At 48.0% G+C, this 26,236-nt stretch carries 29 protein-coding genes; 6 read left to right on the forward strand and 23 right to left on the reverse strand.

Going from position 1 to position 26,236, the window contains the following annotated elements; translation table 11 throughout:
* Window positions 1–63: 63 nt before the first annotated feature.
* Complete coding sequence (locus tag MKY73_RS21065) at window positions 64–264, reverse strand: hypothetical protein (protein WP_036610190.1); 201 nt, start codon at window positions 262–264, stop codon at window positions 64–66.
* A 317-nt stretch (window positions 265–581) separates the two neighbouring features.
* Between MKY73_RS21065 and MKY73_RS21070 the strand changes: the two genes are divergently transcribed.
* The 4 genes from MKY73_RS21070 (at window position 582) to MKY73_RS21085 (ending at window position 4,309) form a co-directional block, all read left to right on the forward strand.
* Window positions 582–1,535, forward strand: a complete 954-nt coding sequence (locus tag MKY73_RS21070) for a TIGR01212 family radical SAM protein (protein ID WP_339303286.1) — start codon at window positions 582–584, stop codon at window positions 1,533–1,535.
* Entirely contained in the window at window positions 1,536–2,120 is a 585-nt protein-coding gene (locus tag MKY73_RS21075) for a class I SAM-dependent methyltransferase (RefSeq protein ID WP_339303287.1), read from the forward strand.
* A gap of 189 nt (window positions 2,121–2,309) precedes the next feature.
* Entirely contained in the window at window positions 2,310–3,287 is a 978-nt protein-coding gene (locus MKY73_RS21080) for a type I phosphomannose isomerase catalytic subunit (RefSeq protein ID WP_339303288.1), read from the forward strand.
* A 41-nt stretch (window positions 3,288–3,328) separates the two neighbouring features.
* Complete coding sequence (locus MKY73_RS21085) at window positions 3,329–4,309, forward strand: alpha/beta hydrolase (protein WP_339303289.1); 981 nt, start codon at window positions 3,329–3,331, stop codon at window positions 4,307–4,309.
* 132 nt (window positions 4,310–4,441) lie between these two features.
* Here the strand turns inward: MKY73_RS21085 and odhB are convergent, their stop codons facing one another.
* From odhB to MKY73_RS21120, 7 genes are all read right to left on the reverse strand, one after another.
* A complete protein-coding gene (gene odhB / locus MKY73_RS21090) occupies window positions 4,442–5,719 on the reverse strand; it encodes a 2-oxoglutarate dehydrogenase complex dihydrolipoyllysine-residue succinyltransferase (protein WP_339303290.1) in 1,278 nt (425 codons plus the stop codon).
* Window positions 5,720–5,724: 5 nt separating this feature from the next.
* Window positions 5,725–8,598 (reverse strand): 2-oxoglutarate dehydrogenase E1 component, encoded by a 2,874-nt coding sequence (locus MKY73_RS21095; RefSeq protein WP_339240783.1) that lies wholly within the window; start codon window positions 8,596–8,598, stop codon window positions 5,725–5,727.
* A gap of 633 nt (window positions 8,599–9,231) precedes the next feature.
* Window positions 9,232–9,666 (reverse strand): NUDIX domain-containing protein, encoded by a 435-nt coding sequence (locus tag MKY73_RS21100; protein ID WP_339303291.1) that lies wholly within the window; start codon window positions 9,664–9,666, stop codon window positions 9,232–9,234.
* Window positions 9,667–10,164, reverse strand: a complete 498-nt coding sequence (locus MKY73_RS21105) for a GNAT family N-acetyltransferase (protein WP_339240779.1) — start codon at window positions 10,162–10,164, stop codon at window positions 9,667–9,669.
* 241 nt (window positions 10,165–10,405) lie between these two features.
* Window positions 10,406–10,771, reverse strand: a complete 366-nt coding sequence (locus tag MKY73_RS21110) for a nuclear transport factor 2 family protein (RefSeq protein ID WP_339303292.1) — start codon at window positions 10,769–10,771, stop codon at window positions 10,406–10,408.
* A 26-nt stretch (window positions 10,772–10,797) separates the two neighbouring features.
* On the reverse strand, window positions 10,798–11,307 hold the full coding sequence (locus MKY73_RS21115; protein WP_339303293.1) for an 8-oxo-dGTP diphosphatase: 510 nt from the start codon (window positions 11,305–11,307) through the stop codon (window positions 10,798–10,800).
* Between the two features lie 182 nt (window positions 11,308–11,489).
* Window positions 11,490–12,281 (reverse strand): DUF3891 family protein, encoded by a 792-nt coding sequence (locus MKY73_RS21120; protein WP_339303294.1) that lies wholly within the window; start codon window positions 12,279–12,281, stop codon window positions 11,490–11,492.
* A 195-nt stretch (window positions 12,282–12,476) separates the two neighbouring features.
* On the opposite strand from MKY73_RS21120, the gene coaA reads away from it, so the two are divergent.
* The gene (gene coaA / locus MKY73_RS21125; protein ID WP_339303295.1) at window positions 12,477–13,406 is read left to right on the forward strand and encodes a type I pantothenate kinase; all 930 of its coding nucleotides are present in this window, start codon (window positions 12,477–12,479) and stop codon (window positions 13,404–13,406) included.
* Window positions 13,407–13,472: 66 nt separating this feature from the next.
* A complete protein-coding gene (locus MKY73_RS21130) occupies window positions 13,473–13,835 on the forward strand; it encodes a DUF423 domain-containing protein (RefSeq protein ID WP_307538348.1) in 363 nt (120 codons plus the stop codon).
* Between the two features lie 69 nt (window positions 13,836–13,904).
* On the opposite strand, the gene MKY73_RS21135 is transcribed toward MKY73_RS21130, so the two are convergent.
* The 15 genes from MKY73_RS21135 to MKY73_RS21205 all read right to left on the reverse strand — a co-directional run bounded on the left by MKY73_RS21135 (window position 13,905) and on the right by MKY73_RS21205 (window position 25,845).
* A complete protein-coding gene (locus MKY73_RS21135) occupies window positions 13,905–14,456 on the reverse strand; it encodes a histidine phosphatase family protein (protein ID WP_339303296.1) in 552 nt (183 codons plus the stop codon).
* Between the two features lie 24 nt (window positions 14,457–14,480).
* On the reverse strand, window positions 14,481–15,263 hold the full coding sequence (gene murI, locus MKY73_RS21140) for a glutamate racemase (protein ID WP_339303297.1): 783 nt from the start codon (window positions 15,261–15,263) through the stop codon (window positions 14,481–14,483).
* 119 nt (window positions 15,264–15,382) lie between these two features.
* A complete protein-coding gene (locus MKY73_RS21145) occupies window positions 15,383–15,769 on the reverse strand; it encodes a hypothetical protein (RefSeq protein ID WP_339303298.1) in 387 nt (128 codons plus the stop codon).
* Window positions 15,766–15,993: a hypothetical protein gene (locus tag MKY73_RS21150; protein ID WP_339303299.1), complete on the reverse strand. Its 228-nt coding sequence runs from the start codon at window positions 15,991–15,993 to the stop codon at window positions 15,766–15,768. The genes MKY73_RS21145 and MKY73_RS21150 overlap by 4 nt, the downstream gene beginning before the upstream one ends.
* Window positions 15,990–16,709 carry a GNAT family N-acetyltransferase gene (locus MKY73_RS21155; protein ID WP_339303300.1) on the reverse strand — a complete coding sequence of 240 codons (720 nt, stop codon included), beginning with the start codon at window positions 16,707–16,709 and terminating at the stop codon, window positions 15,990–15,992. Before MKY73_RS21155 ends, MKY73_RS21150 begins: the two co-directional genes overlap by 4 nt.
* 2 nt (window positions 16,710–16,711) lie before the next feature.
* The gene (locus tag MKY73_RS21160) at window positions 16,712–17,083 is read right to left on the reverse strand and encodes a hypothetical protein (protein ID WP_339303301.1); all 372 of its coding nucleotides are present in this window, start codon (window positions 17,081–17,083) and stop codon (window positions 16,712–16,714) included.
* 92 nt (window positions 17,084–17,175) lie between these two features.
* A complete protein-coding gene (locus tag MKY73_RS21165) occupies window positions 17,176–18,057 on the reverse strand; it encodes a serine/threonine protein kinase (protein ID WP_339303302.1) in 882 nt (293 codons plus the stop codon).
* A 40-nt stretch (window positions 18,058–18,097) separates the two neighbouring features.
* A complete protein-coding gene (locus MKY73_RS21170) occupies window positions 18,098–18,631 on the reverse strand; it encodes a GNAT family N-acetyltransferase (protein WP_339303303.1) in 534 nt (177 codons plus the stop codon).
* The gene (locus MKY73_RS21175; protein WP_339303304.1) at window positions 18,628–19,209 is read right to left on the reverse strand and encodes a DJ-1/PfpI family protein; all 582 of its coding nucleotides are present in this window, start codon (window positions 19,207–19,209) and stop codon (window positions 18,628–18,630) included. The genes MKY73_RS21170 and MKY73_RS21175 overlap by 4 nt, the downstream gene beginning before the upstream one ends.
* Before the next feature lie 214 nt (window positions 19,210–19,423).
* Window positions 19,424–20,365 (reverse strand): SDR family oxidoreductase, encoded by a 942-nt coding sequence (locus MKY73_RS21180; protein WP_339303305.1) that lies wholly within the window; start codon window positions 20,363–20,365, stop codon window positions 19,424–19,426.
* A 37-nt stretch (window positions 20,366–20,402) separates the two neighbouring features.
* On the reverse strand, window positions 20,403–21,719 hold the full coding sequence (locus tag MKY73_RS21185; RefSeq protein ID WP_339303306.1) for a F390 synthetase-related protein: 1,317 nt from the start codon (window positions 21,717–21,719) through the stop codon (window positions 20,403–20,405).
* Complete coding sequence (locus tag MKY73_RS21190) at window positions 21,716–22,576, reverse strand: MBL fold metallo-hydrolase (RefSeq protein ID WP_339303307.1); 861 nt, start codon at window positions 22,574–22,576, stop codon at window positions 21,716–21,718. Before MKY73_RS21190 ends, MKY73_RS21185 begins: the two co-directional genes overlap by 4 nt.
* On the reverse strand, window positions 22,570–23,565 hold the full coding sequence (locus tag MKY73_RS21195; RefSeq protein ID WP_339303308.1) for an SDR family NAD(P)-dependent oxidoreductase: 996 nt from the start codon (window positions 23,563–23,565) through the stop codon (window positions 22,570–22,572). Before MKY73_RS21195 ends, MKY73_RS21190 begins: the two co-directional genes overlap by 7 nt.
* On the reverse strand, window positions 23,562–24,854 hold the full coding sequence (locus MKY73_RS21200; protein WP_339303310.1) for an ATP-grasp domain-containing protein: 1,293 nt from the start codon (window positions 24,852–24,854) through the stop codon (window positions 23,562–23,564). Before MKY73_RS21200 ends, MKY73_RS21195 begins: the two co-directional genes overlap by 4 nt.
* Window positions 24,844–25,845: a beta-ketoacyl-ACP synthase III gene (locus MKY73_RS21205; RefSeq protein ID WP_339303311.1), complete on the reverse strand. Its 1,002-nt coding sequence runs from the start codon at window positions 25,843–25,845 to the stop codon at window positions 24,844–24,846. The genes MKY73_RS21200 and MKY73_RS21205 overlap by 11 nt, the downstream gene beginning before the upstream one ends.
* Between the last annotated feature and the right edge of the window lie 391 nt (window positions 25,846–26,236).

Raw genomic sequence — 26,236 nt, forward strand, 5'->3', positions numbered from 1 at the left:
GATCTGCCACTTTGGGCAAATCTCAAAGATTCCCTCTTCGATTTATTTGGAATTGGGGTCCAACTACTTTAGTAGTTCATAGTCTACCTTATCTTGGTGTGAAAAATCAAATGTCTTTTCGAAAGCATCGCGAACTTTTTGTCTTGCAGCCGCTTTCACTTTCGGATTTCCATTAAAACGAACACCCGTTAAAGCCAGTGCTTCTTCTGCCGTCAATTCAACAGACACATGATTCAATTCATTGTTTTTTACTTGGGAATTCATTCATATCACCTCACGGTATAGTATGGTCCATGACGTCAACATTGATTCAAATGCTATGATGAATAGTACCCATTAGATGGTGTCTGACGCTGATTTAAATATAACATAAGGTGTAAACTATAGCAAGGAGAAAACCTTGATTTTACGGCCTATTTTGCGTTTTGGTTCCCTTTTTTTTTAGTTTTTTGATACAATGATAAAAGTTCATGAAGACACCTATAATCGCTATCCATCGTCTATGACGGAAATCGCATAGCGCTTCTTCTTTTGTTCACGTATGATTACTGTAATTAGACAGCCAAAGGAGTACCTTGAAGATGAATGCACCTGCATTACAGTCCCCTCTCCTGTGGGGAGATAAACGATTCCATACCTGGAATTATGAGATGCGAGATCAATTCAACAATAAAGTTTTCAAAGTGATGCTGGATGCTGGATTCACCTGTCCCAACCGTGACGGTTCCATTGCCAAAGGTGGCTGCACCTTCTGCAGTGCGCGTGGATCAGGCGATTTTGCTGGCAGCAGACGTGAAGATCTGGTCACCCAATTTAATACAATTCGAGATAAACAGCACCTCAAGTGGCCTACAGCCCATTATATTGGTTACTTCCAAGCCTATACGAACACATATGCTCCGGTTGAGGAGCTTCGCGAATATTTTGAAGAAATTTTAGAGCAACCAGGTGTTGTTGGTCTGTCCATCGCCACGCGCCCGGATTGTTTGCCAGATGACGTTGTTGATTATTTGGCTGAACTGAACGAGCGCACATACTTGTGGGTTGAGATGGGGCTTCAAACGATCCACGATTCCACATCAACATTGATTAATCGGGCGCACGACACGAAGTGTTACGAAGAAGCGGTTGAGAAACTGCGCAAACGAAATATACGTGTGTGCACACATATCATATATGGTCTGCCTCAAGAAACGCATGAGATGATGCTGGACACTGGACGGGCAGTCGCCAATATGGATGTACAGGGCATCAAGATTCACCTGTTACATCTGATGCGTAAAACACCAATGGTAAAGCAATACGAAGCCGGTCTTTTACGTTTTCTCGAACAAGACGAGTATATCAAGCTGATCGTAGATACATTGGAGATGCTCCCGCCAGAAATGATCGTACACCGCCTTACAGGCGACGCACCGCGTGATCTGCTGATTGGACCAATGTGGTCCATGAACAAATGGGAAGTATTGAACTCCATTGATCGTGAGCTGCGAGAGCGGGATTCATGGCAGGGTAAGTATTGGAGGCGAGCATAGATGGGCTTTCTTTCGGTTCTCAGCTGTGCTCATCAGTGGATTGCTTCCCGTCTGCAGCCAGGTGATCTGGCCATAGATGCAACGGTTGGTACTGGGGCAGACACACTATTTTTGGCACAACAAGTAGGCAAACGTGGTCAAGTCATTGGATTCGATATTCAAAATGAAGCCCTTACGCTTGCACAGGCCCGGATTCGAAAACAAAACGACGAAGGCAAGCTTGGCTCCATCTCCATGCTTCAACTAAGTCATGATCGAATGGCAGAAGCGGTGCCTGAGTCATGGCCTGGTGCGGTTGGTGCAGTCATGTTCAATCTGGGGTACCTGCCTTCAGAAAGTGCAGATTCTTCCATCATCACCGAGACTGACAGCACAATCGCTGCACTTGAGGCCGCACTCGCTTTATTACGTCCTCGCGGCATTATTACGGTTGTGCTCTACCCCGGTCATGACGGAGGCGCACAGGAAGCCTCAGCCGTGTTGGAATGGGCCTCTGCCCTGCCGGTAGAACAGGCACAGGTTGTAATGTATCGCCAATTGCAGCGCGAGACTTCTCCTTTTCTGATCGGCATCGAGAAAAAATAATTTCCTTTGTTCACCAAATACAATAAACTAGACACAGTCGCAAGGCGAGCTATTAAAGGCTTCTTTTTCCTGCGATCTGTGTTCTAAATCTACATATGCAAACGTATTCACTTGTTTGCTCATGGCGACTCCATGCCCATGACTGATTAAAGCGATCCACCACTTCATATACTAGAGGAGAGATTACTGATGTCTACGCCATATCCATTACAATTCCAACCTGAATTCAAAGAACGTGTGTGGGGCGGTCGTGCGCTGGAGCAATTCGGCCTTATGCCCCCTGAAGGACATATCGGAGAAGGCTGGATGATTGCGGATCATCCAAACGGTACAACCAAGGTATTAAATGGAGCACTTGCTGGCAAGGGTCTGGATGAAGTTCGTGAGCAACTGGGCACCGAATGGCTTGGAACCAAAGGCGTTTCCGAAAAAGGCGGCCGTTTCCCCCTTCTGATTAAGCTGCTTGACTGCAACGATGACCTGTCCGTTCAGGTTCATCCAACAGACGAGTATGAGGCACTTCCTCCTGGCGAGCTTGGCAAAACAGAAATGTGGTATGTACTCGATGCAAAACCGGGCGCACACATCATCTACGGCTTGAATGAGGGCGTTGATCGGGCAACCTTAAAAGAAGCACTGGAGAACGGTACGGTAATGGATACCCTTCGTCAGGTACCTGTGGAAGCTGGTGATACGTTCTTTATCCCTGCGGGAACCGTACATGCGCTCTGTGCAGGTGTTGTTGTCGCCGAGATTCAGCAAAACTCGGATACGACGTACCGGATCTACGATTACAATCGTCCAGGGCTGGATGGCAAACCCCGTGAGTTGCATGTTGAAGACTCATTGAATGTCACCGCCTATGAGGGCGCAGGTGCTTCAACAATGAAAACAAATAACGCTACTCCTGGTGAATGGCTCAAGCTTGCGGAATGTCCTTATTTTGTGGTGGAAAAAGGGGTTGTAACTGAACGTTGGGAACTCTCCACAAATCCTGACAGCTTCACGATTCTCGTTGTCTGTGAAGGAGAAGGCACTTTGGAGTGGGCACATGCTGCATCAGACCGCATTGAATTGAAAGCTGGACAATGTTATCTCTTGCCAGCTAATCTGGGTTCTTATACATTGAACGGGAATACCACAGTTCTTCGCTCTTATCTGCCATAACTCAAGCTTATATGTAACCTGTGAAGGAGGAATTACACGAGATGCAGGAATCTACCTTTACCTTGGTCGCTAGTGAAGGTACCCGTATTCATGTGTACCGCTGGCTTCCCGATCCGGAATGCAACGTTAAAGGCGTAGTGCAAATTGCACATGGTATGGGCGAGACGGCAGCCCGATACGCCGAATTTGCAGGCGTTCTTACTGAAAATGGCTATGCGGTCTATGCCAATGACCATCGGGGTCATGGCAAAACTGTGGAGAATGCCAAGCTACTCGGCAATGCTGGTGTCGATGCCTTCCGCTGGATGGCAAGTGATATGATTAATCTCGGCGAAGTAGCCGCCAAGGAGAACCCTGGGGTGCCCCTTTTTCTAATGGGACATAGCATGGGTTCATTCTTGGTACAACATCTCATGTACGCTGGTCATGAGCAGTACCATGCCTTTATTTTATCCGGGACGAATGGTAGACGCGGTCTGCTACGGTTTGGAGAGAAGCTGGCCTTCTTGCAATGCGGCATTCAGGGGGCTACTCATCCCAGCATGCTGCTCAATGCGATTGTATTTGGTGGATTTAACCGCTCTTTCCGCCCTGCAACGACACCGTTTGATTGGTTATCCCGGGATTCCCAAGAGGTTCAGCGATTCATTGATGATCCCATGTGCGGAGCAGTCTGTACAGCAGGCTTTTTCCGCGACTTCTTCAAATTGCTGCTCGAAGTCCATCTTCCACACAATATGGAGCGCATACCCAAACACAAACCCGTATATCTGTTCTCGGGTGAGAAGGACCCCGTTGGACTTCATGGCAAAGGCGTTCTTAATCTGGTCTCCCAGTACAAGAAGCTTCATCTGGAGAATATTGAGTATCGCCTGTATCCGGGTGGGCGCCACGAAATGCTGCATGAGATTAACCGATCAGAAGTGGCTCAGCATGTTGTAGACTGGCTAGAGCGGAATACCCCTGGCTCGAATACACACGATAGTCCTGTGAGTCCTACTGAAATGGCTGACTCTATATAATAGAGCCGCAACAATACAATACTTTCGATAGCAAAAGAAACCCCTGAATCGGATGTACAGCTCACGCTGCGCTCCAGTTCAGGGGTTTCTTGTTAAGCGATATGAATAATAGCCTTGATCAAACGTTATGGATTAACCTTCAATCAACAGTGATTCCGGGTCTTCAAGCAGTTCTTTCACGGTCACAAGGAAACGTACAGCTTCACTGCCGTCGATAATTCGGTGATCGTAAGACAACGCGATATACATCATTGGACGGTTCTCCATCCGCTCTGCATCAATCGCCACTGGACGAAGCTGGATTTTATGCATCCCCAGAATACCCACTTGAGGCGTATTCAGAATTGGCGTAGATAACAAGGAACCGAATGTTCCACCATTCGTGATGGTGAACGTTCCACCTTGCAGATCAGATAACGCCAGTGTGTTGGAACGAGCTTTGGATGCCAGGTCCGCAATACTCTTCTCGATCTCGGCAAAGCCGAGACGATCGGCATCACGTACAACCGGTACAACCAGTCCTTCCTTCGCAGATACGGCAATGCCGATGTCATAATACTTTTTGAGTACAACATCTTCGCCATCAATCTCTGCGTTAATTGTAGGGAATTTTTTCAGAGCTCCCACAACTGCTTTGGTGAAGAAGGACATGAACCCGAGGTTAATCTCATGTTTCTCTTTGAACTTGTCCTTACGGCGTTTACGTACATCCATAATCGCAGTCATGTCCACTTCATTAAACGTAGTCAACATGGCTGCAGTCTGCTGAGCCTCTACCAGACGCTTGGCAATGGTCGCACGACGGCGAGACATCCGCTGACGCTCCACTGGTTTGGTATACGTGGAACTTCCAGCTGCCGGAGCACTTGGTGCCGCAGGAGCTTTATTGGCAGGTGGAGCTGCCGGAGCAGGTGCCTGATTGTTATGGCTCTTCACGTCGTCCTGGTATACCCGACCAATTGGATCTTTGCTCTGAACCTGATCCAACTCGATACCACGTTCACGTGCAAGCTTGCGAGCGGACGGTGAAGCCGTTTTGGCGCTGTCGGATGATTCCGGTGCCGCAGCAACAGGTGCTGTTGGTGTTGGTGTTGGTGCTTCAGGTGCAGGAGTAGCGGCCTTTTTCTCTTCTGCCGCTGCCGGTTCGGAAGCGGGTGCACCGCTTCCTCCTCCAGAGCCAGCTGAGAGTGTACCGATCGTTTCACCGATCTCTACCGTCTCTCCTTCCTGACGAATGATCTTCTCCAGCACGCCACTTTCTTCTGCGCTGATTTCGATATTTACTTTATCCGTTTCCAGTTCAAGAAGCACATCACCCTGATTAACGGTTTCCCCTTCTTTAACCATCCATCTGGATACCGTTCCCTCAGTTATTGACTCACCCATTGCAGGTACTTTAATTTCACTCACAGCTCTTACCTCCCCAGTGGAATATTATTCTTCGTCGTTTGTTTCAACGCAGATGTAATAATCTGTTGCTGTTCCATACTATGCACAAGCTGATAACCGCTGGAAGGACTTGCGTGTTCCGGGCGACCTTCGTATCTAACGGTTGTGCCTTCCGGAGCAACTTCGCGAAGACGAGGCTCCATGTAAGTCCAGGCGCCCATATTTTTGTTTTCTTCCTGTACCCATACCAGTTCTTTTACATTACTGAAACGTGCGAGGATACGTTTGATCTCTTCTGCCGGGAACGGATACAGCTGTTCCACTCGAATAATGTGAAGCCATGACCAATCTGCTTTGTCTTTTTCAAAAGCATCTTCCAGGTCAATGGCAATCTTGCCACTGCACAGAATAATGCGCTCCACACGATCCGGCTGCGTACCCAGCCCAGCTTGCTCAAGCACAAGTTCGAATTTGCCTTCACTGAATTCCACTGCCGGTGATGCAACACGCGGATTCCGGATGAGACTTTTCGGTGACATCATCACAAGTGGACGAGCATCTTCTGTTTCAGTCAATGAAGCTTGACGACGCAACAAGTGGAAGTACTGGGAAGCACTCGACAAGTTGGCAACCGTCATGTTGTCTTCTGCACACAACTGAAGGAAGCGTTCCAGACGAGCACTTGTATGCTCAGGTCCCTGACCTTCATTCGCATGTGGCAACAACATCACCAGACTGGATTTTTGAGACCACTTGGCACGACCTGCGGATACAAACTGGTCAAAAATAACCTGTGCACAGTTGGCAAAATCCCCGAATTGAGCTTCCCAGATGACCAGTGTATCTGGTGAATATACGTTATATCCGTATTCGAATCCAACAACGGATTCTTCAGACAACGGACTGTTATAGATGGCAAAGGATGCTCTTGCCTGTGGCAAGTGATGCAACGGGCAGAACTTGGCTCCGTTCTCCGAATCATGCAGTACCAGATTCCGATGAGCGAATGTAGCGCGCTCGGCATCCTGTCCACTAATCCGAATTGGTTTGCCATCAGCGAGAATGGTTGCAAATGCGAGTGTCTCCGCAAGGCTCCAATCCACTTTTTCCCCTTCGTTCAGGGAAGTGCTCCGGCGTTGCAAAATGCGCTGTAGCTTCGGATACACATTGAAGTTCTCAGGCCATTTCAGCAGGTCCGCATTAATGCTGCGCAGATTCTCCAATGGTACGGCAGTAGGTGTAATTGTAACTGCTTCCGGCTCACTGATTTTCCGTTGGTAATATTCATGTACTTCATTTTTCTTCATCTGGTCATAAGCTTCTTTTAATTTGTTCGTTACTCCATCGCGAATGCTCGTAATGGACGCATCATCGATAACCGATTCCTGCTTCAATAGATCCTGATACAGGTGGCTTACCGTTGGATGGTTTTTCACCTTGTCATAAACGATAGGTTGAGTCGTTTCGGGATCATCAGTTTCATTATGGCCGTAACGACGGTAACCGATCAAGTCGATCAGGAAATCCTTTTTGAAACGATTGCGATACTCTGCTGCCATACGAATGGCTGCAATACAAGCTTCCGGATTGTCTGCATTCACGTGTACAATCGGAATTTCGTACCCTTTAGCAAGGTCACTTGCGTAGTATGTTGAACGGGAATCACCGCTATCTGTAGTGAAACCCAGACGATTGTTAACGATAATATGGATGGTTCCGCCATTCTGATATCCTGGCAGAGCTTTGAAGTTAAGCGTCTCCGCAACGATCCCTTCTCCAGGGAATGCGGCATCACCGTGCATCAAAATGGTAGCTGCCTTCGTTACATCCTGCTTCGGATATCCAGGGTCACGACGGTCATCCTGAGCCGCACGTGCAAACCCCTGTACAACCGGATTGACGTATTCCAGATGGCTCGGGTTATTCGCCAGAGTAAGGCGGGCCTGCACAGTTTCCCCGTCTTTTACAAAACGGTTGGCACCCATATGATATTTGACATCCCCCGTCCAACCGTAGTTGATTCCCGTCGAACCTTCCGATGGAACCAGGTCTTTGTTCGGAGCATGATGGAATTCAGAGAAAATTTTGCTGTACGGTTTGCCCAATACATGGGCAAGTACGTTTAACCGTCCACGGTGGGCCATACCCATCAGAATGTGGCTTGATCCGGCTTCTGCCATGATACGAACAGCTTCATCCAGCATCGGTACAAGCACATCGTTACCTTCGATAGAGAAACGTTTCTGTCCAACAAATGTTTTGTGAAGATAGTCTTCAAATTGCTCAACTTCAACCAAACGTTCCAGCAAAGCCTTACGTTCTTTCGGCGTAAGTGGAGCTGGTGAAGTCCGGGATTCCGCACGGCGATTCAACCACTCACGTTCTTGAACTTCGTGCACATGACTGAATTCATAGGCCATGGGTCCAGTGTAAATCTGACGCAAGCGTTGGATTGCATCCCAACCGGTTGCGGTCTGTCCATCTGCACCTTCCCAGATCAAGGAAGCAGGCAAAGCTTTCAGATCTTCTTCGTTTAATTCAAAATGCTGAGGTTCCAGCAAAGATGTATCAGTATCTTCACTGATTCCAAGCGGGTCTATGTCTGCAGCAAGATGACCATACGTACGGATATTCCATACCAACTTACCTGCTGTAACCGCTTTCTGTAATAATTGAATGTCCACGCTTCCGGAAGCCGATTGGGCGTTGCCGGAATTCGAGGTTGTGCGTGCATCCTTGCCAGACATTGGCGGTGCACCCCATTGTTCAAATAGTTCACGATAGGCCGGTGTAACCGAACCAGGGTCTTGAGCAAATAATTCATATTGTTCCTGTACGTATCCCATATTGGGGCCATAGTAACTTTCCCAGGGCTTCTTGTTGCCTTCCACGATCGTCATCGACGTTCCCTCCGTCTTGATTTAGTCATAAGTTTTTGACGGAAATCATTGACTAAGCCGTAATTTGCGTTCGTTCAACATTTTAAGCTAAATTTTTCATGAAGTCCAATAATCGTGCTGTTGGTGGTAGTAACGTTAGTCCGACGCTCCCGTCAAGGTTTGTCTGCGTTTTCAAAATCAAAGTAAAACAATGATTATATATACCGTCGCACAGATGTCGAATACTGTCCTGATCCGTTCGAAGGTTACACTTTCTCCTCTTCTTCAAGTGAAGTCCGTGTTCTAATATCTATTCTATAAACTTTTACGCTCAGGAGCATTTCCTATTTTTAGCTCAATTGATGCATAAATTAGATGAATCAAAATTCATCGAGCAATTTGGTTAGAACAACGAACGCTTAATTATAACAAAATAGGCATATGATCTCCCATTTTACCTCCTTAATTGAATTGTGGTCCATTATGTTCAAAAACAAACCGTCAAGTTAAACATTAACCAATTGACATGACATTCAACAAATAATTGGTTTTTTCTTCAGGAGACCCACTAAAAAAGCTGGCCCAGACATGAATGATCTGAGCAGCTTCTTTGGATATAGCCAATTTGAGTAACAATATAGTTGATGATGCGCATCAGGGTGTTCTTTTACTAATCATATACTCTGCAAACGGCGTTAGGGAAAGATCAGCAGTCTGCTCCAGTGTAAACCAATCCGCGCCCCACGAATCTTCACCATCGGGTTCTTTTTTGATCTGATCCGGCTGACAAGCTGCGGTCAAAACAACATCGTACAGCATCCCGATATGGTGCAGCTCTTCCGGCTCACCTTGATGCACCCATTCCACAACCTTAGACTCCGCAGAACAAATCACTACTTGTAGATCGGTCAGGCCCGTCTCTTCTTCAATCTCACGATGAAGAGCTGCCTCTGGATGCTCACCAAACTCCAGCCTTCCGCCCGGTAAATCCCATTGTCCCTGATATGCTCCCCGTGCCTTATGAATCAACAGGATTTTTTGCTCCCAAGTGACCAAGCCATATACGCCAATATGTGTATACCGATTCACCTAAGTACTCTTCCTTTCGTCTTCATCCTCTGTAACAGCATCCAGATCTATGGCCATACGAATCATGTCCACACAGCGAATACCATCCTCTATAATTTCTTCCTCATAGTGCCTCACAAAGAAATCACGATCAACCCCGATAATGCGGAAACCGCAACGTTGGTATAACTTCAATTGATGAAAGCTGGAGTTGCCTGTCCCAATCTCGAGAATCCGGCAGCCTAATCTGCGTGCAGCTTCCATCGCTTCCTTAATCATGTGTTTGCCTACACCTTGTCCCTGCAGTTCTTCCTGTACGGCAATATTAACTATCTCGGCAGTCTCCGGACGAGTCTTGAGCAATACGAACTCTCCAACCATCTCTCCTTCATACTCAGCAATAAAACAAACACCCCGACTCAGGTACTCATCAACAATTTCTTTTGAAGGATCAGCCATCAATAAAAGTTCGTATGGTCGCTCTTCTTCCCAATCCAAAATCCGGAACGACAATTTCATGCCAATCTCCACCTTTTCATCGTACAATATTCATTCTCGTTCTGTTTGCAGAAGCCTATGTATGGCAAATCTACAAATATATCATGCTTACTTCAACAAACTAGTTTACTCAATCTATTAAACACACACTGTTTCTCCTGGGCTAGTCATCTCCCATAAAAATAGTAACCTTCATTATACCATAATATTTGGATATAAATATATAGATATGGATGATACATTGTGAGGCATTAATTTTATCCTAACCCAAGCTTAAATGCTCATGAATTAATTTCCATTCCCCGTCTAGCCCAGCAACAAACACATTCGTTGCCCGCCCCTTTCCATAAGCCGGCTCTCCCTGATAAATCCCCTTCCAGTGGTAAGTATAAATACAAACTGCCTGATCTTTGGTAGTCGTAATCCACTTAACCTCTTCAGCACTGTAGACTTCTTCCTGGACTGTTTCCCAAGCGTTCTCAAAATAAGCCCGGATTTCGTCTGGAGTAGTGCATGACGTGCCTGTAAACCAATATACGGCATCTGGCGATAACCATTTGCTCACTTCATGAAACTGATGTGTATTCGTCGCTGCAATGTATCCTTCCAGGGCATGCTGGTATCCCATGATCTTCTCTCCCTTTAACGTTGATCTTATCGAACCCCACGCTGTTCAAGAGCGGAATCGCTATACAACATAAATGTTTCTTGCAGCGTACGTCCGGATGACTTCTCCCAGATCACACTCCGCTCAAACGTACCCTTTTGGAAAAATCGTGGGAGACGTTCAGCGAACCAGTCCTGCATAGGCAGCTCGGACACCCGCTTCATAGGCACCCATAACAGTTCGCCTTCGGGCGGATCTTGCAATAATTGACCCTCGAATGAAGTCGCCAAATAGTTGAATACCATGTAACGTAATCCTTGTTCGGGATCACAGAACTCATCAAGTCCTTTATACGTAATCTCATTGACGGCCAACCCCGTCTCCTCCAGAACCTCCCGCACGGCACCATCCACAATGCTCTCCGGAAAGTCCACCTTCCCCCCAGGAGCGATGTATCCCGGAAATCCTTTGCGATCCGGCCGATTCATTAGCAATACCTGATCATTCATTTTGTCCCATACCATACACATCGTTAATATCTCTATTCTGGTGTTCATGTTTGTCCTCCTGCTAATGTGCTCTTCTCCGCTGTACACTAACATTTCTGGGAATAACCTGTCTTTTCCTGCTTTATTCCCACCCTGATATGTGCATACGAAAGGCGGACGCCCTGTACATCAGATGCCCGCCTGTTTTGTAATGTTCTATGCTGCTCATTCCCCAAGCCTGGAGTTTCCGGTTATCGGTTCAATTCCGTAATCAACACGCGGCGTTCCTTCCATTCAGCCCGGCGATAAGCCTGTTGCATACCGAATTTGCGGATACTCGCCTTGGGCACCGATTTATAAGGCAGAACAACCGTAAAGTCCTCATCAAACGGGAAAAAAGACAAGCCTACTTTCTCATTGGATAACCATTCTGCCTGAATCGGTTGTCTGGAACAGGCATCAAACGTGCAACTGAGACCTTCTGCAAAAAAATCATAACGCTCCGCAGGTGTTCCGGGTTCCTCCATACAGAGAAATAGACTTAGCTGATCACAGAACAACATGATTTCCACATCGCTTTGCAGCCTCTGTTTCAGCGCTTCAGCATCACCACCAAGTTGTTTCTCCCAACTCAACTGATGTTCACGCTCAATGTTCAGGTATTCCCGGATGTCTTCATCATCCTGCGCATTGGCACCCAGATTTTTCTGAAACAGCTCCGTATACATCAGACTGCACAATAATCCGGCGTACAGGTTGTTCTGACGAACTTCTTCAATGCCTTTTTGGTAGAATACAAAACGCGGACGAAGTGGAAAGTCACGAAACGAATACGGTGATTGACTGTAATCATTCCAGAATGGAGACGAATCCAGTTCAATCCAGCCCCGGTCATGTTCTTTGGCCGCCAGAATCAATTCATCCCGATGCGCAGGATCGGCTAACAATTCACTTTTCCAGTGGGAAGCCATCTCTCCGGCTACTAATCCATGCTCATGCTGTGCGGTCAAAACAAAATCATGCTCTCTCTCATATACGATCATTTGCTGTCACCCTTCCGCATGGTATACGTTGACTTTAACATAAATTGGGTTAAACTTTCCTATAAGTTGATTTTCGCTCCACTGGCATGAAAGGCAATATGGAATGGGCAAATGTAAAGGTGTTGTCAGTTTCCTGAAATTTGGTACACTAAAGGTTGTGTCCACAATTATATTACATACAGAAAGCGGGATCTCATGAATTTATACTCTCCTTACATCGAGTTTAACCGCAAGGAATGGGCTGAACTTAAAGAACATCAGACCACTCTTCCACTGACGGAAGCCGAATTAGAACAGTTAAAGGGATTGAACGAAGAGGTATCGATTCAAGAAGTTGAAGATATATATTTGCCTCTGACCCACTTTATTGACCTATATGCAAGAGTTTCACGAGAGCTGAATCGACTGACGGCCTCCTTTATGAAAAAAGAAGCTCTCCCCACCCCCTACATCATTGGAATCGGGGGAAGTGTTGCCGTGGGCAAAAGTACAGCGGCCCGCTTGCTGCAGGCGCTGCTCGCCAGAGGCAAGAATAAACCCAAGGTTGACCTGGTCACCACCGACGGTTTCTTATATCCCAACGCTGTCCTGCAAGAGAAGGGCATCATGAATCGCAAGGGATTCCCGGAAAGCTATGATATCAAATCCCTGATTCAGTTCATGGGCGATGTAAAATCAGGCAAACCCGAAGTGAAAGCACCGGTGTACTCTCATCTCGCCTACGATGTCATTCAAGGGGAAGAGAAGCAAATCTGTCAACCGGATATCCTCATTATTGAAGGTATCAATGTACTTCAGATCAAAAAGGAAACACCTTTGCTGGTCAGTGATTTCTTCGACTTCTCCATCTACATCGATGCGGAAGAAGAGCATATCAGACACTGGTACGTGGAGCGTTTCAAGTTGCTGCGCAATACAGCATTCCAGAACACGGATTCTTTTTTCCATCAACGATTCGCCAATATTGATGAAGAGGAAACCGTGCGTACCGCCAACCAGATCTGGCAGGATATCAATGCGAAAAATCTGCATGAAAACATTTTGCCAACCAAAGGGCGTGCCAGACTGATCCTGAAAAAGGAAGCCGATCACTCCATCGGGCAGATTCAATTGCGCAAACTTTAAACAACACTCGTGCAAAATAAACCTTGATGTTATAACTAATTACCCTTAAAAGGAGAGAAAAACACATTGCAAACCCTGATTATACTCGGCAGCATTATGATGTTCCTGGCTGTTGCTTTGGGTGCTTTTGGCGCACACGCGCTCAAGCGCAAATTATCCGCTGACATGATCAAAATCTATGAAACCGGCGTTCAATATCACCTCATCCACGGACTCGGGATCATCCTGATTGGGCTGCTGGCAGACCGTCTCGAATCCTCTTCACTCGTCATGCTTGCCGGATGGCTGATGTTCGCCGGCATCATCCTGTTCTCTGGCAGCCTGTACGCTTTGAGTGTTACGGGTGTTCGCAAATTGGGAGCCATTACGCCACTTGGTGGAGTCGCATTTTTGGCTGGATGGGTTATGATCATGATTGCCGCCTTATAAGCATCCCCTATGAATAAACGAAAAGAGTGTTCTGGCTGATATCCTATCGCTGGAGCACTCTTTTCCTGTTTAATCTGTCCAGATTCTGCGAATGGTGAACTGCCCTGCTTCTGGCCGCTGTTTCTCCAATACATACACATCCGGGTTCGAAAGTTTGGCCCACTCTTCATAGCCAAAGGAAGGTTCATACTCACGAATAAGCAGTGATAACAAGTTCCCATGTGTAACCACGGCCCCATGCTGTTCAGGTCTGCTCCACAACTCTTCCAGAAGCGCCAGCCCCCTTACAGCCGCGTTTCTGGAAGATTCCCCGCCTTCTTCCACCCATTCCACATCATCGTATGTACGTTTCAGTACATCCATCCAGTTAGGCAGATCCAAAGAGCTAAGTACCCTCTCCTGGAGACGTTCATCCGTATGTATATGTTGCAGCGTTGCCCTGCCCAGCGGCATAGCCGTTTGAACAGCCCTTTTCCACGGACTGGAAACAATATATGTAATGGATTGATGAGCCAAGATATCTGCAAGTTTTTCGGCTTGCCTGATCCCTTCATCTGTAAGCTCTGCATGGGGTTCCTGCCCTGTGGCCTTGGCGTGACGGATAAGATAAATGGACTGCATAGCGATCACCTCCTATGGTGTAACCTACATGGAGTTCTTCTCAAGATATTGGAGTGCCCTGTACATCTTCTCCTGCTCTTCTGGTCGGCCTGCTGAACTGAGGAAAGTGACCTGTTCCTCAATTCTGTCTCCATGCTGAGCCACCAGTCCAAGCCGCTGCTTCAGATGGTTCACGGTGCCTGTACTGCCATCAATAATCTGTATATGATCTGGCAGAACCGTGCGCAGAATGGACGTATAGAATGGATAATGGGTGCAGCCCAGAACCACTGTGCCATACCGATGAAGATCGAGATCTGCCAACTTGAACCGGAAGTAATCCGCGATTTTGCCCGGATCAAAATCCAGCTGTTCACACCATTCCACAAGTTCCGGCAGCGCAATGGAATCCACACTGTGGTGATCATCAACACGTGATACCAGTTCGTTATACTTGGTTTGGCTCAAGGTGAGGGCAGTGGCAAATACAAGCACTCTCTTCCCACTCTCACGATTCATCTCCACAGCTGGTTTCACCGCAGGCTCCATGCCAATAATCGGGATATCGTAATTGGCGCGCAGATCTTTAACAGCCAGACTGGTTGCAGTATTACAAGCAATTACGATTGCTCGGACATCCTCCTGAACGATGGCTTCCACACAATCAAAAATATGTCCTCTCACCTCATCCGCAGGTTTGGTTCCATACGGGACATGCAAGGTATCCGCGTAATACAGGAATTTTTCTTCAGGAAACTGTTGTAATGCCTTATGCAAAACGGTTAAACCACCGATGCCTGAATCAAAAAAAGCAATTTTCTTATTCAAGGATTTCACCTCTATAATGTATTATTTCGGGTTCCAAGAACCTCTCAATGCTGCTCATGCTGACTGGAGGTGAGGTTTGTACTTCCGGCTCATCAGATACTATGGATGATGATGAACCATTATTCTACGTTCATTTTATACTGCCTGAGCCAGTCCTTGCCACTATGCCACGCCTCTACAGGGTTGTGCTCTCCAAGCATTTCGCTACTTGCCTGAGCCATGATCCATTCCTTGAGACCGTTCTCCGGACTGGATTCGAGTTGCTGTAACAGGAGAAGAAGTCCTTCCTTACCCGTATGCAGGATGTCCTTGTAAACCTCCGGGTTACCAGCAATATAATCATTGGGATTGCTGCTAGTCAACAGGACAGGGTCACTAACCATCTGCTGCAGGTTGCTTTCGATGGTTGCTGATAATACTTGTTCTTCCGTCTGAGTCGAACATGCGGCTACCGTCAGTGCAATACATCCAGATAACAAACCCAGAATCCATCTTCTGCGATTCACTGGACCGCTCCTTTCAACAACGAGTTAACGCAACCGGAAGCTGCCTGATCTAACTCCACAACCCATAACATCTCCCTCGCGTGATTGCCTGAACAACCAAACGAATTCACCGCATGGGTGATAGCTTCAGCAAAGCTATCATCATAATTATACTCGTTTCGATAGATTCGGATATGCGCTTCAATGACATACTGAAGGTCCTTTTGTAGGAAAGTGCGGATCATCCAACATCACAGCCTTTCTTCAACTCCACAGTTGTGATACTGAAATCCACACCGAACTGAATTAATCCCAATTTACGGGCAACTTGTTGTGAAGCGAGATTATCCCAAGATGTACTGTAGATTGGAATGCGTCCATGCTCCTTGACATGATACTGCCAGCATTTTACCGTCTCCGCTGCATACCCATGTCCTCTATAACCAGGTGCCGTGTATAGACTTGCTTCCGCCCCATGTTCGGAAATCCGTGCGGAGCAGCACACTGCCACAGCAGAATCACCAATAACATAAGCCGAAACAGGCCATTTTTCATGCAAGAGATCTGTTAATTCAGTGAAATGCTCTGCCAGCAAATTACACTGCTCCTGACCAATCAATTGAACCTGTCGATTCCATTCGTCAGATGACTCAGGAAAGACATAGGCTGGTCCCATCCACACATGGTTAACTGGCTCAAAGGTCTGCACCTTTCGAATCAGTTTCGGAATATCCAATGGAAGCTCGCATTCCTTACTCAATTCATCCATCAGATCTGACGGTAACTGCTCATGGTAATAGATCAGTGAACCGGCAGAAGCCAATCCGATAAATATGGCTGGAGCCTGCCCACCACCCGGCTCGTTAATGCTTAATAGACGCTGTTGCTCATTGATTGTATATAACGTGCTCGCTTGTATCTTCAACATTTCCATAGACGACAGGTTCGATGTAGGAGCCATAACTATGAAGTTAACCTTTGCAATAATCGTTTGCCTTCACTGCCTTTACCTGCTTCCTGCTGATCCAGAAAATCGGGTAATTCACGTAAATCTGACGGCCCATATCCAGCCCCGCATCCACAATTATGAAAGGTATAACCATGGCGATACAGAATCATCACTTTGGTCCATTGTTTGCTATCATTTTGTTTGGGCGCCTGGAAATCCTGTCCCATGCTAACCATAGACGCAGCACATTGTGGACATTTATATTCGAGTTGTTCCACAACTTCAGGGCGAAGGTCGTATCTGGAAACTTGTTTAAATGATTTGCGACAATTGAAGCATGCATAGATGTCTTTGTATGGTCCTGACATGGCATATCTGCACATCATCTGCACCCCCTTAATAATTTCCATTATACGGTATTTATCACACACATACGAATGGATTTTGCATATTTGCGAATAATTCGTATACGCGCTCCTTACCTTTGCATTGCAGCTTCTTTCCATGCCTCACCGAGTTCTGCAATCGATGCATACCGCTGGGACCGATCTGCGCTGACTGCACGTATCACAACCTGATATAAAGGCTCTCCGGCATCCCATCTATCATATGAATGGTCTTTCTCCCCACCCAGTAGCGCGAATGCCATGGCTCCCATATTGAATACATTGGTAACCGCATCTATGAGTGCACCCAGCTCGAATTCCTCTGGAGACATGAAACGGGAAGATCCCCACATACGCCCCATGGTATTGGTAAAAGAGCCCTTCCGATACAAGTCTATATCACAAATTTTCATGACGTACTTGTCAAAGTCATAGATCAGACTGCCGTCATACAGATCAACAGCCACATACCCTCTCCGCTCCACTTCGATATGAAAATCAAGAATCTGCTCCATCGCGCCAATCCTTGTCTTCAACGGAAGTTGTCTGAACTGATAGTAGGGGGAACGAGGATCTTCATATTTGGCCGGAGGCGGAAATTTCCAGTGATTATGAAGATTCTCCCCCTCCACCCAATCAAATACACAGACATACCCTTGCTCCGTTGCAAAATGATCCGTTAATCGGATCAACGTGTCATGCTTCAAATCTTCATAGACGGAAACAGATGATTTCAGATTACGAATGGCTTCCGGGGGACTTCCCGTATGATTCGCATGAATGGTAAGTGCTCCCGCATACTTTACGAACAACCTCTTTCCATCCTTTTGCACGATACCGAAGGAGAGATTACCTGAATCCTGCTGATCGAATACGCGAAAAACCGTACCCAAGGGCCGTAACCAATCAAATGAGTGAGACTCTTTCAAGACAAAGGAAATACCGTCGATCTCAAGTTCAACTTGATCTGTCATAGGACACCTCCTGCTGTGATATCTTCATTCATGTTGAATGCTACGTATAAAAGTAATTCATATGCGCCTCATCATATCCCTGACCATGGACTTCCAGTGCGTTACGCTCAATGCCATACACTTCAAATCCATATCGCTCATATAAGCGTCTGGCTGATTCATTCGTCGTTACCACACTCAGATTAATTTGCTTAATGCCTTCCAGATATCTTCCCCGTTCCAAGACTTCCTGGAGCAATTGCGATGCCAGACCGTTTCCCCGATATGGCGGAGCAACATAGACGCCCCAGATTATGCCTTTGTGCCTGAGCTTCAGGCCATATTCTCTCTTGAAACCCATCATTCCCGCGAGTGTTCCTTCTGTTGTATATGCGCCCAGAATATAATCGTCGGGCTCGTTATGTATGCGTTCCTGCACTTCATTCATGGGAATCTGAATGGATAATTCAAAGGAAGCCCCGAAGGCCTCAGGATGTGTTTTCAGTGCTTCCAGTCGAAACGGCCAGTATACATCTGCTTCATCCCGCTTAATATTGCGAAAGATATAGTTTTTTTGCTTTCCATTTTCGTTCATTCTTCGACCACTCCCTGCATTTCATACGGATAATCGATCTGAAGTTTTACATTTGCCGCCGCTTCCTCACCTGCCAGAAGTCCCACAACATAGATCCCCAGATCAATGGACGTGGCTACTCCACCGGCAGTAATTACATTTCCATCTCGCACAATCCGGCTCTGAATCACCTCAGCGACATAAGGCTGAAGCAGATCATATGTATACGGATGTGTCGTCGCTCTTTTATCAGACAAAAATCCAGCCGCACCCAGCAGAAGAGAGCCTGTGCACACGGATACCTTCAAAGGAACAGACTCCGCTTGTTTCAACCAACCTACGAACGCCTCGTCATACCGAAGCTTACGTGTTCCCATGCCCCCGGGGACAAACACGAGATCATATTCCGACAGGTCAGGCTTCACTTGATCCACCTTCATCGTTAAACCAGACTCATCCGTGACCTGATCTGTCATTGCACAGGTTTCCCATGTTGTTCCTTTGGTTTGTTCAAAGAAATTCAACCGATTGATCACATCATAAAACCCAGCAAAATCAAGGAAAGTCAGTCCATCAAACAAAACGAATGCAATTTTCATTGGCAACCTCCGCTTTTTAATTTGGAGCATCCTGATTAAGTTTCTGATTCCGATCCCGTTCCATCGCTTCCTTCACCCAATCACGTTCCGGCAGCTTGCTGTTGATTCGCAAGAGCAGAACCACAATCGCAAGAAGCAGAATAATAACGATGAATTCGAAGATGGCTAATCCCTCCCTTTCGGAAATTATGCAATCGTGAATCGTACCTTATCTCTATTTTAGTCCACGGGCGATGATCCATTCCAGCCACTTCCACGGTAGCAATGCTTTACCTATGATCAGCACACGCGAGCCTTTACCCAGTGCATATCGGAGCTTTGGTGCACGCATCCGTGCAATTCGGCCGATCAGATCAGCTACCTCCTGTGGATCAGGTGCCGTCTCGCTCGCATGTTGGGAATAACGAAGAACCGCATCCAGCTTATGCTTATACGGGGAGTCCTCGCTACGGTGAATCTCACCCAAGCCTTTATTCCAGATTGGCGTACGATAAGCGCCGGGTTCAACCAATACCACCCGAACGCCGAACGAAGACATCTCATGCCGCAGACTTTCCGTAAATCCTTCCACAGCGAATTTGGAGGCAGCATAAGGAGCATAACCCGGAAAACCAGACAACCCGCTGACACTGGACAAGTTAACAATTAGACCTTGCTTCTGTTCACGCATCACAGGCAGGACTGCACGTGTCACAGCGATTAACCCAAACAGATTCGTATCCATCTGGCGCCGCCAATCCTCCATCGATACTTCCTCAATGAACCCACCAACTGCAAATCCTGCATTGTTCACCAGTATGTCGATGCGCCCATACACGTGAACGACTTTGGTTATAGCGGCTTGCACCGATTCAGAATCCGTAACGTCCAACTGCTCATACACCAAACGTTCTGTTATGCCTGCCTCTCGTGCAAGTCTGACCAACTCTTCTCTTCGATTCAGGTCACGCATGGTGGCAACAACAAGGTATCCCTGCTTGGCAAGAGTAATGGCCGTTAACATACCGAAGCCACTGGATGTGCCTGTAATGAGAGCCACGGAATCATCATGTACACCAGATGTTGATAGTCTTTTTTTCTTTCTTTCTTCAATTCTATGTTCCTCTGTCTGCATCCGCTGCTTTCCATCTCCTATCTTGTATGTCACCAGTGTCATTCAGTCACCTGCTCTTCCCCAATATTTTCTCACCAGCTCAATGAAGCTGTCTCTCTACTCTGCGTAGCTTGGTGACCCCTGGTTTGAACGTATACGGAACGAATCTCACCTCAGGCAAAGTACAATCCATCCTGTCGGCCAACTTGTTCAATTCCTGCAACACATCCGCCTGTACTTGCCCCAGTGCTGCATTTCCTCCAAGTCGTAGCGATACCTCTATCGTCCCGTCCCCACGTTGCACCACACGATAATGTTCAATATCCGGCGAAGCTGCAATGACGGCGCGGGTAACAAAATCCGGAAAGACAGATACCGGCACCCCCGTATGCAGTTGTGTAAAATAAAGCGTATCATCACAGCGGCCTTCAATCCGCTCAATCGCTGTAAACAGGGATCCGCAGGCACATGGCATCGCCGCTTCGGTCAGAATATCATTCAGCCGATACCGAATGATCGGTTGTGATGTTCTGGAGAAGTCCGTAACAATGGGCACGAACCGCCGGGTGGCGGAATCAATGTACTCTTTTTCAATATGTACAATGTCTTCATTCAGATGCAGTGTGCCATAACGACAGGTCGCACCCAGGAACCCTTCTGTACACTGGTAAACCTGATGAACGGTCTGTCCAAAGACCTGCTCCAGCACCTTGCGATCCAGGGGGTCCAGCACCTCGGCAACCGAGATGATTTTGTCCGGTACAGCGGTCAATTGACCTGCCACATAGGCATCCGCCAACAGACGCAGCATGGATGGGGGAGCCACCCACACCGTAGGTTGGTACTCTTCCAAACGTCTCACCAAAGTCTCCACACGCTCCAGCAGATCAAAGTACTGAAACTGTAACTTACCGCGCTGTACCGATTCATACAGATTACTGTTGGCCCGCAGGAAAAATGCTATCTTCGCTGGTTTCCACAGCCCGCCAGGCAGCAACTTGGCCAGCACCGTGCCCGTCCACGCATCCTGCTCCTGATCACTCACCAGAAATATCCCCCGATTCCCTGACGTACCCGAGGACAATCCAACGGTCACTCCCTGAATGGAGGGTTTGAAGTCACGCGTTTCTTCACTTTCCCCTGCCAGAGCCATCGCTTCGTCTCTGGTAATGCCCACCGTGTTGAGTGTATCGAAATGCTGCATCATGATTGATTTGTCAATCAACGGGAAGCTTCTCCATTCAGACGCATCCACGCCACCCCACCACTTTCGGTAAAACGGAGAGCGGGCGCGGATCTGATGGACATGCCGAATAATCCGGCGCTCTTGCCAGCGCTCCAGTTGTTCTCGCGTTTTCCATGTTCGCAGCCCACGTGCAAGCGCATAATGAATCACAATACGAAGGGGATTGCTCATCGTTTCAGCCCTCCTGTACCCCAAGCGTCCAGCACATCTCGACAATGACTCGGCACAATCCGAATGTCGGGAAACTGCTGATGCAGCTGAACCAGCTTGTCAAAGTTACGGTGGTATTCTTGTCGATCAGACATAATAATACCCGCAAGTATATTCGGTCTGCGCTGTTCACGAAAAGCCCGACTCGACCACACTGCATCCGCACACAGGAAATAATCATGTTCTTCTGTACGCAGCAGGAGTCCCATCATGCCTTCCGCATGACCCGATACATCCACCCCCAGCAGACTGCCATCGCCAAAGATATCATAGACCTCATCATAAGGGAACGATTCTCCCGCTCTTGTCCACCGCTCCGACTGACGCGTAACAGGCAAGGATCGGGCTACAAAATCTTCAGGCAACAACCCAGACAGATAACCTGCCTTCACAGCCGCAATCGGACCGAGTGAGCGCACAGCATCATAAGCTCTCGGCAGATAGATGAATTGTGCCTCCGGGAAATCCCGTACACCTGCGATGTGATCACCGTGAAAATGGGAGAGGATGATATACCGGATATCCGCAGCTTTCAGCCCAATCCCAGCCAAAAAATGAACGGCACTATCCTCTTCACGATAAACGACCGGTGTAATATGACGATAGAGTGCATTGGGCAGATGAGCCGTTTCCTCGAAAAAGCGGGAGCTATATCCCGTATCCAGCAGGATCGGTCCGTGTACGGGGTGAATGATGCAGGCAAATCCTGCCGGGAAAGGAACCGGGCTCAACTGACCACCGCGCAGCGTCAGAAACTCTGGATGTGTGCAGTAACCTGCCGCACCCAGATATAGTTCTACCGGAGTTGTGGTCAGCATGATTCAGCCCTCCACCAATCTGCAAATTGTTGCAAACCCTCTTCAATGGACACCCGAGGGACGTATCCCAATTGCTCCCGTGCATCCGTAATATCCAATGTCTGCGGAATGGACAAAGAGCCGACTGTATACCGTGTCAGCGCGGGTTCACCCAGCGCAGGAATAAAGCCATGAACACATTCGAGCAATGCTGCCACGCCATATGCCATCCGATAAGGAATGTTAAGGCGACGCAGCGGCATATCCAGCATGCCAAACAGGCTGCTTACCAACTCATTAAACGCCCTCGGATCGCCATTGGAGATATTGTAAGCTCTGCCGAGTGCTGTGGCATCAACATCACGGCACAATAACAGGGCGTCCACCACATTATCCACACAGGTCAGATCAATTACAGCCTGTCCGCCACCGATCATGGGTACGCCTGATTTTGCATTGGCCGCGACAATTCTGGGAAATAAGGTCTGGTCATACGGACCAAAGATCGCTCGTGGTCGAATCATGATCGACGGAAGTCCCTTCGCATGCCCTTCCATGACGACCTGTTCAGCGAGAAGCTTCGTGGCTGCGTAATGATTGGCTGGTTTGGCAGGCAACGTATCATCCTCTTGTACGTCATATCGCGGTATGTAGTTGAAATATACACTTGGCGTCGAGACATGTATGAATCGTTGTACCTCATTATGCAGGCAGCCATCTATGAGGTTTTGCGTCCCCTCTACATTGCTGCTGTAAAAATCACGATATCGGCCCCATGGCGATGACAGAGCCGCACAGTGAAATACCACATCCTGCCCCGTACACGCTTCGGTTACTGCGGCCTCATCCCGTATATCTCCATTTAAGAATCGGATTCCTGCCGACTCAAGTTCTGTACCAGCCTTGGATTGTCGGCCCATGCCCGTGACTTCCCATCCCTCTTTTACAAGCCGTATCGCGAGGTGCCTGCCCAGACATCCCGTAGCTCCTGTAACCAATGCTCTCTTCATTGTTGTTCACCGTTCCATTCTATGTCGTGAGTCAAAGCTTCAGTCAGCGAGATCTTCTGTGATCTTGCTATACGCCAAGCGGTCAGCACCACCGCGAATTGTTCAAAGAAAGGCTGGATATCCTGCCTTAAATACACCACATCCCTCGCTCCACGCCAAGCAGCTATCCATGCACGGAACTTTCCTTTGCCGAAGATTTGCTGTAATCCGCTTCCCAGCATCGGAAGCATGAGCATGGCTTTGCTGCCCCCTGCGGGAGTGATCCATTTTCTTTCTTTGACCAACGTCTCCGGTTCAGTCAGTGCACGTACCAAGTCATCTCCGGGGTGAAACAGATGAATCCCGCTCGTTGCCCTGGGATTACACTCAATCGCGTACAGTTGCCCATCCTGACCTTCTATAAAATCAAACCCAATCTGTCCACTAACCTCCGTTGCTTGGGCAAATGTTCTTACCCACGCAAGGGCACCTTCATGTTCCACCTGTTCAAAAAAGACACTGGCTCCCACGCTACCCGTGCGATAGCGGCTATAGTACGTGGCGTGCGCAACCAGTTGCCCTTCGTGGGCTACGCTGTATGTACATAACATCTGACCAGGAATGTAGGCCTGTGCAACCCAAGGCGAAGCAAAGGATAACTGCCCATGTTCCGGAGGGTCGTTTCGTAAATATCGACGTTTGTTTTCACTTGCTTTTCCTTCCTGATCAGTTCCTGCGCCAGTGTCATCGGTCATGCGTCCTGGCATGCGAACTTTGGCGGCAAAGCGGGAATACACCGGTTTCCATACCCATTCTCCCACCGTTTCCAGAACAGCCTGAGCTTCCATCCATTCCTGCCGATTGTTGATCAGGCGTGTCTCCGGAACCGAAAGACCTAGTGAGCTTGCAAGCTGGATAAAATGATATTTATGGTGCAGATCATGCAGCTGCTCCATAGTCGTAACCAGAACACGGCAATAAGCACGCAGTCTGTCTGCCCCTTGAGCCACATAGAAGACTTCTTCACACATGGGGATCAGCAGGTCGATCTGCCAATCCTGTGCCAACCGTTCCAGCCCCGCCAGATACGCAGATGTGTCTTGACGGGGCGGTGGGACCACAGCGCACTGTTCTACTGCACTGGATAATCTGGTCAGATGCCTTACAGCACTCTCCGCAACATAGACCCGATGGCCTGCCCGATGAAGCATGCGTGCCAGATCGAGCGTTACCGGAGCCCTTCCGCCTGTAAGAAGTACGTTGAGAGAAGCAGATGTACGCTGTCCAGTTTCCCCAGATCTAGTAGTCAAAGATGAGTCCTCCCAAGGATAATCCGGCAGCCGTGCCAATCATCAGCACCCGATCTCCCCGCTGAATGCGCTGCTGTCTAATCGCTTCATGCAGCCCCATCGGGATCGATGCTGCAATCGTGTTGCCGTGGTGTCGTGTGATATCCATGAATCGATCTTCAGCAATGCCAAGCTTCTTGCGGATCAATCTCATTGCCATGGCACTCCCCTGGTGGGGAATAACCAATTGAAAATCTTCCATCCGATTACCGGTTGCCTGTAACATATCGCTGGTGAATGCCGGCAGAAGTCTGGAAGCCATGCGAAAGATCGCTTGTCCATCCATATGAAACAGGTAAGGCTCAGGCTCATCTGCCTTGTAATTCGAAGCGTGCAGCCGTGTGCCTCCCCCTGCAATCTCCGAGAAACGCGCACCTCGGCTGTAAGTTCGAAGTGACGCATGCACGATCTGTGACGATGATCCTTCAGGTGAACGTTCAATAATGACGGCGGCCGCTCCATCTCCGAACAGGGCCGCACTTTCTTTATCAGACCAATTCAATCCGGCCGAGGCAATCTCCGTGGCTACAAGCAGGACTCGTTGGTAACGTCCGGCATCTACCATATAGGAGATTACATCCAGTCCGTTCAGGAAACTCAGGCAGGTTGCATCCATATCAAAGGCGGGGACGCCCGAATCTTGCTGCCCCATGGCCTGCTGGATAAATACCGCCGTACTTGGCAACGGTTGTTCCTTCGTGCCACTGGTGCACACCAGACAGTCGATATCCCCGAATTGCAATCCCGCATCCGCCAGTGCAGCTTCGGCAGCCCGCGCGCCCATGAAGGAGGAAGTCTCTTCACCTGATGCATAATGCCGTACACCTACGCCAGTTGCTTTGCTGACCCAGCCCGCAGGCACGCCCAAGCGGCGATCCAGTTCCTCATCGGTGACTTCCTGTACAGGCAGGTACTTCCCTGTTCCCGCGATCCTTACTCTTCTAAGTTGCATTTCCCCAACCTCTTTCTGTTCGTCTGACTGATAATAAGTTCGTATTCAAAAAGACCGGTTTTCAGTACCGAGAAGATGGGATGAAGCTAGAAATGGAGTAGCGGAGCGTAGGAAAACTACGTGAGCAACGGACATTTCGGCTGAATTCCATATTCGATGCTGATGATGCCACTAGGCATCCTTCGTAATCAAAAGCGGACTTTTTGAAAAACCTCTATAAGTTCAGCTAATTGTATTTACACTGATACTCCGATGACAGAACAACTTTCCGATCGCTGTTATCTCCAGATTTTTTTGATTCCCTTCTTTAAAGGGAAAATCCGGGGATAAAGCGTATGCTTCCGATGCAGCTTTCTTTCAGAAAGCTTTGAGGCGCACGCTTCGCTTCTTC

The sequence above is a fragment of the Paenibacillus sp. FSL R5-0519 genome (assembly GCF_037974275.1).
Lineage (GTDB): Bacteria > Bacillota > Bacilli > Paenibacillales > Paenibacillaceae > Paenibacillus.

Bases quoted from the DNA above. Each gene is read 5' to 3' on its own strand.
- MKY73_RS21065 (WP_036610190.1), bottom strand. From the start codon at position 264: ATGAATTCCCAAGTAAAAAACAATGAATTGAATCATGTGTCTGTTGAA.
- MKY73_RS21070 (WP_339303286.1), top strand. From the start codon at position 582: ATGAATGCACCTGCATTACAGTCCCCTCTCCTGTGGGGAGATAAACGA.
- MKY73_RS21075 (WP_339303287.1), top strand. From the start codon at position 1,536: ATGGGCTTTCTTTCGGTTCTCAGCTGTGCTCATCAGTGGATTGCTTCC.
- MKY73_RS21080 (WP_339303288.1), top strand. From the start codon at position 2,310: ATGTCTACGCCATATCCATTACAATTCCAACCTGAATTCAAAGAACGT.
- MKY73_RS21085 (WP_339303289.1), top strand. From the start codon at position 3,329: ATGCAGGAATCTACCTTTACCTTGGTCGCTAGTGAAGGTACCCGTATT.
- MKY73_RS21095 (WP_339240783.1), bottom strand. From the start codon at position 8,598: ATGACGATCGTGGAAGGCAACAAGAAGCCCTGGGAAAGTTACTATGGC.
- MKY73_RS21105 (WP_339240779.1), bottom strand. From the start codon at position 10,164: ATGAAATTGTCGTTCCGGATTTTGGATTGGGAAGAAGAGCGACCATAC.
- MKY73_RS21110 (WP_339303292.1), bottom strand. From the start codon at position 10,771: ATGGGATACCAGCATGCCCTGGAAGGATACATTGCAGCGACGAATACA.
- MKY73_RS21115 (WP_339303293.1), bottom strand. From the start codon at position 11,307: ATGAACACCAGAATAGAGATATTAACGATGTGTATGGTATGGGACAAA.
- MKY73_RS21120 (WP_339303294.1), bottom strand. From the start codon at position 12,281: ATGATCGTATATGAGAGAGAGCATGATTTTGTTTTGACCGCACAGCAT.
- coaA (WP_339303295.1), top strand. From the start codon at position 12,477: ATGAATTTATACTCTCCTTACATCGAGTTTAACCGCAAGGAATGGGCT.
- MKY73_RS21135 (WP_339303296.1), bottom strand. From the start codon at position 14,456: ATGCAGTCCATTTATCTTATCCGTCACGCCAAGGCCACAGGGCAGGAA.
- MKY73_RS21150 (WP_339303299.1), bottom strand. From the start codon at position 15,993: ATGATCCGCACTTTCCTACAAAAGGACCTTCAGTATGTCATTGAAGCG.
- MKY73_RS21155 (WP_339303300.1), bottom strand. From the start codon at position 16,709: ATGGCTCCTACATCGAACCTGTCGTCTATGGAAATGTTGAAGATACAA.
- MKY73_RS21160 (WP_339303301.1), bottom strand. From the start codon at position 17,083: ATGATGTGCAGATATGCCATGTCAGGACCATACAAAGACATCTATGCA.
- MKY73_RS21165 (WP_339303302.1), bottom strand. From the start codon at position 18,057: ATGACAGATCAAGTTGAACTTGAGATCGACGGTATTTCCTTTGTCTTG.
- MKY73_RS21170 (WP_339303303.1), bottom strand. From the start codon at position 18,631: ATGAACGAAAATGGAAAGCAAAAAAACTATATCTTTCGCAATATTAAG.
- MKY73_RS21175 (WP_339303304.1), bottom strand. From the start codon at position 19,209: ATGAAAATTGCATTCGTTTTGTTTGATGGACTGACTTTCCTTGATTTT.
- MKY73_RS21180 (WP_339303305.1), bottom strand. From the start codon at position 20,365: ATGACACTGGTGACATACAAGATAGGAGATGGAAAGCAGCGGATGCAG.
- MKY73_RS21185 (WP_339303306.1), bottom strand. From the start codon at position 21,719: ATGAGCAATCCCCTTCGTATTGTGATTCATTATGCGCTTGCACGTGGG.
- MKY73_RS21190 (WP_339303307.1), bottom strand. From the start codon at position 22,576: ATGCTGACCACAACTCCGGTAGAACTATATCTGGGTGCGGCAGGTTAC.
- MKY73_RS21195 (WP_339303308.1), bottom strand. From the start codon at position 23,565: ATGAAGAGAGCATTGGTTACAGGAGCTACGGGATGTCTGGGCAGGCAC.
- MKY73_RS21205 (WP_339303311.1), bottom strand. From the start codon at position 25,845: ATGCAACTTAGAAGAGTAAGGATCGCGGGAACAGGGAAGTACCTGCCT.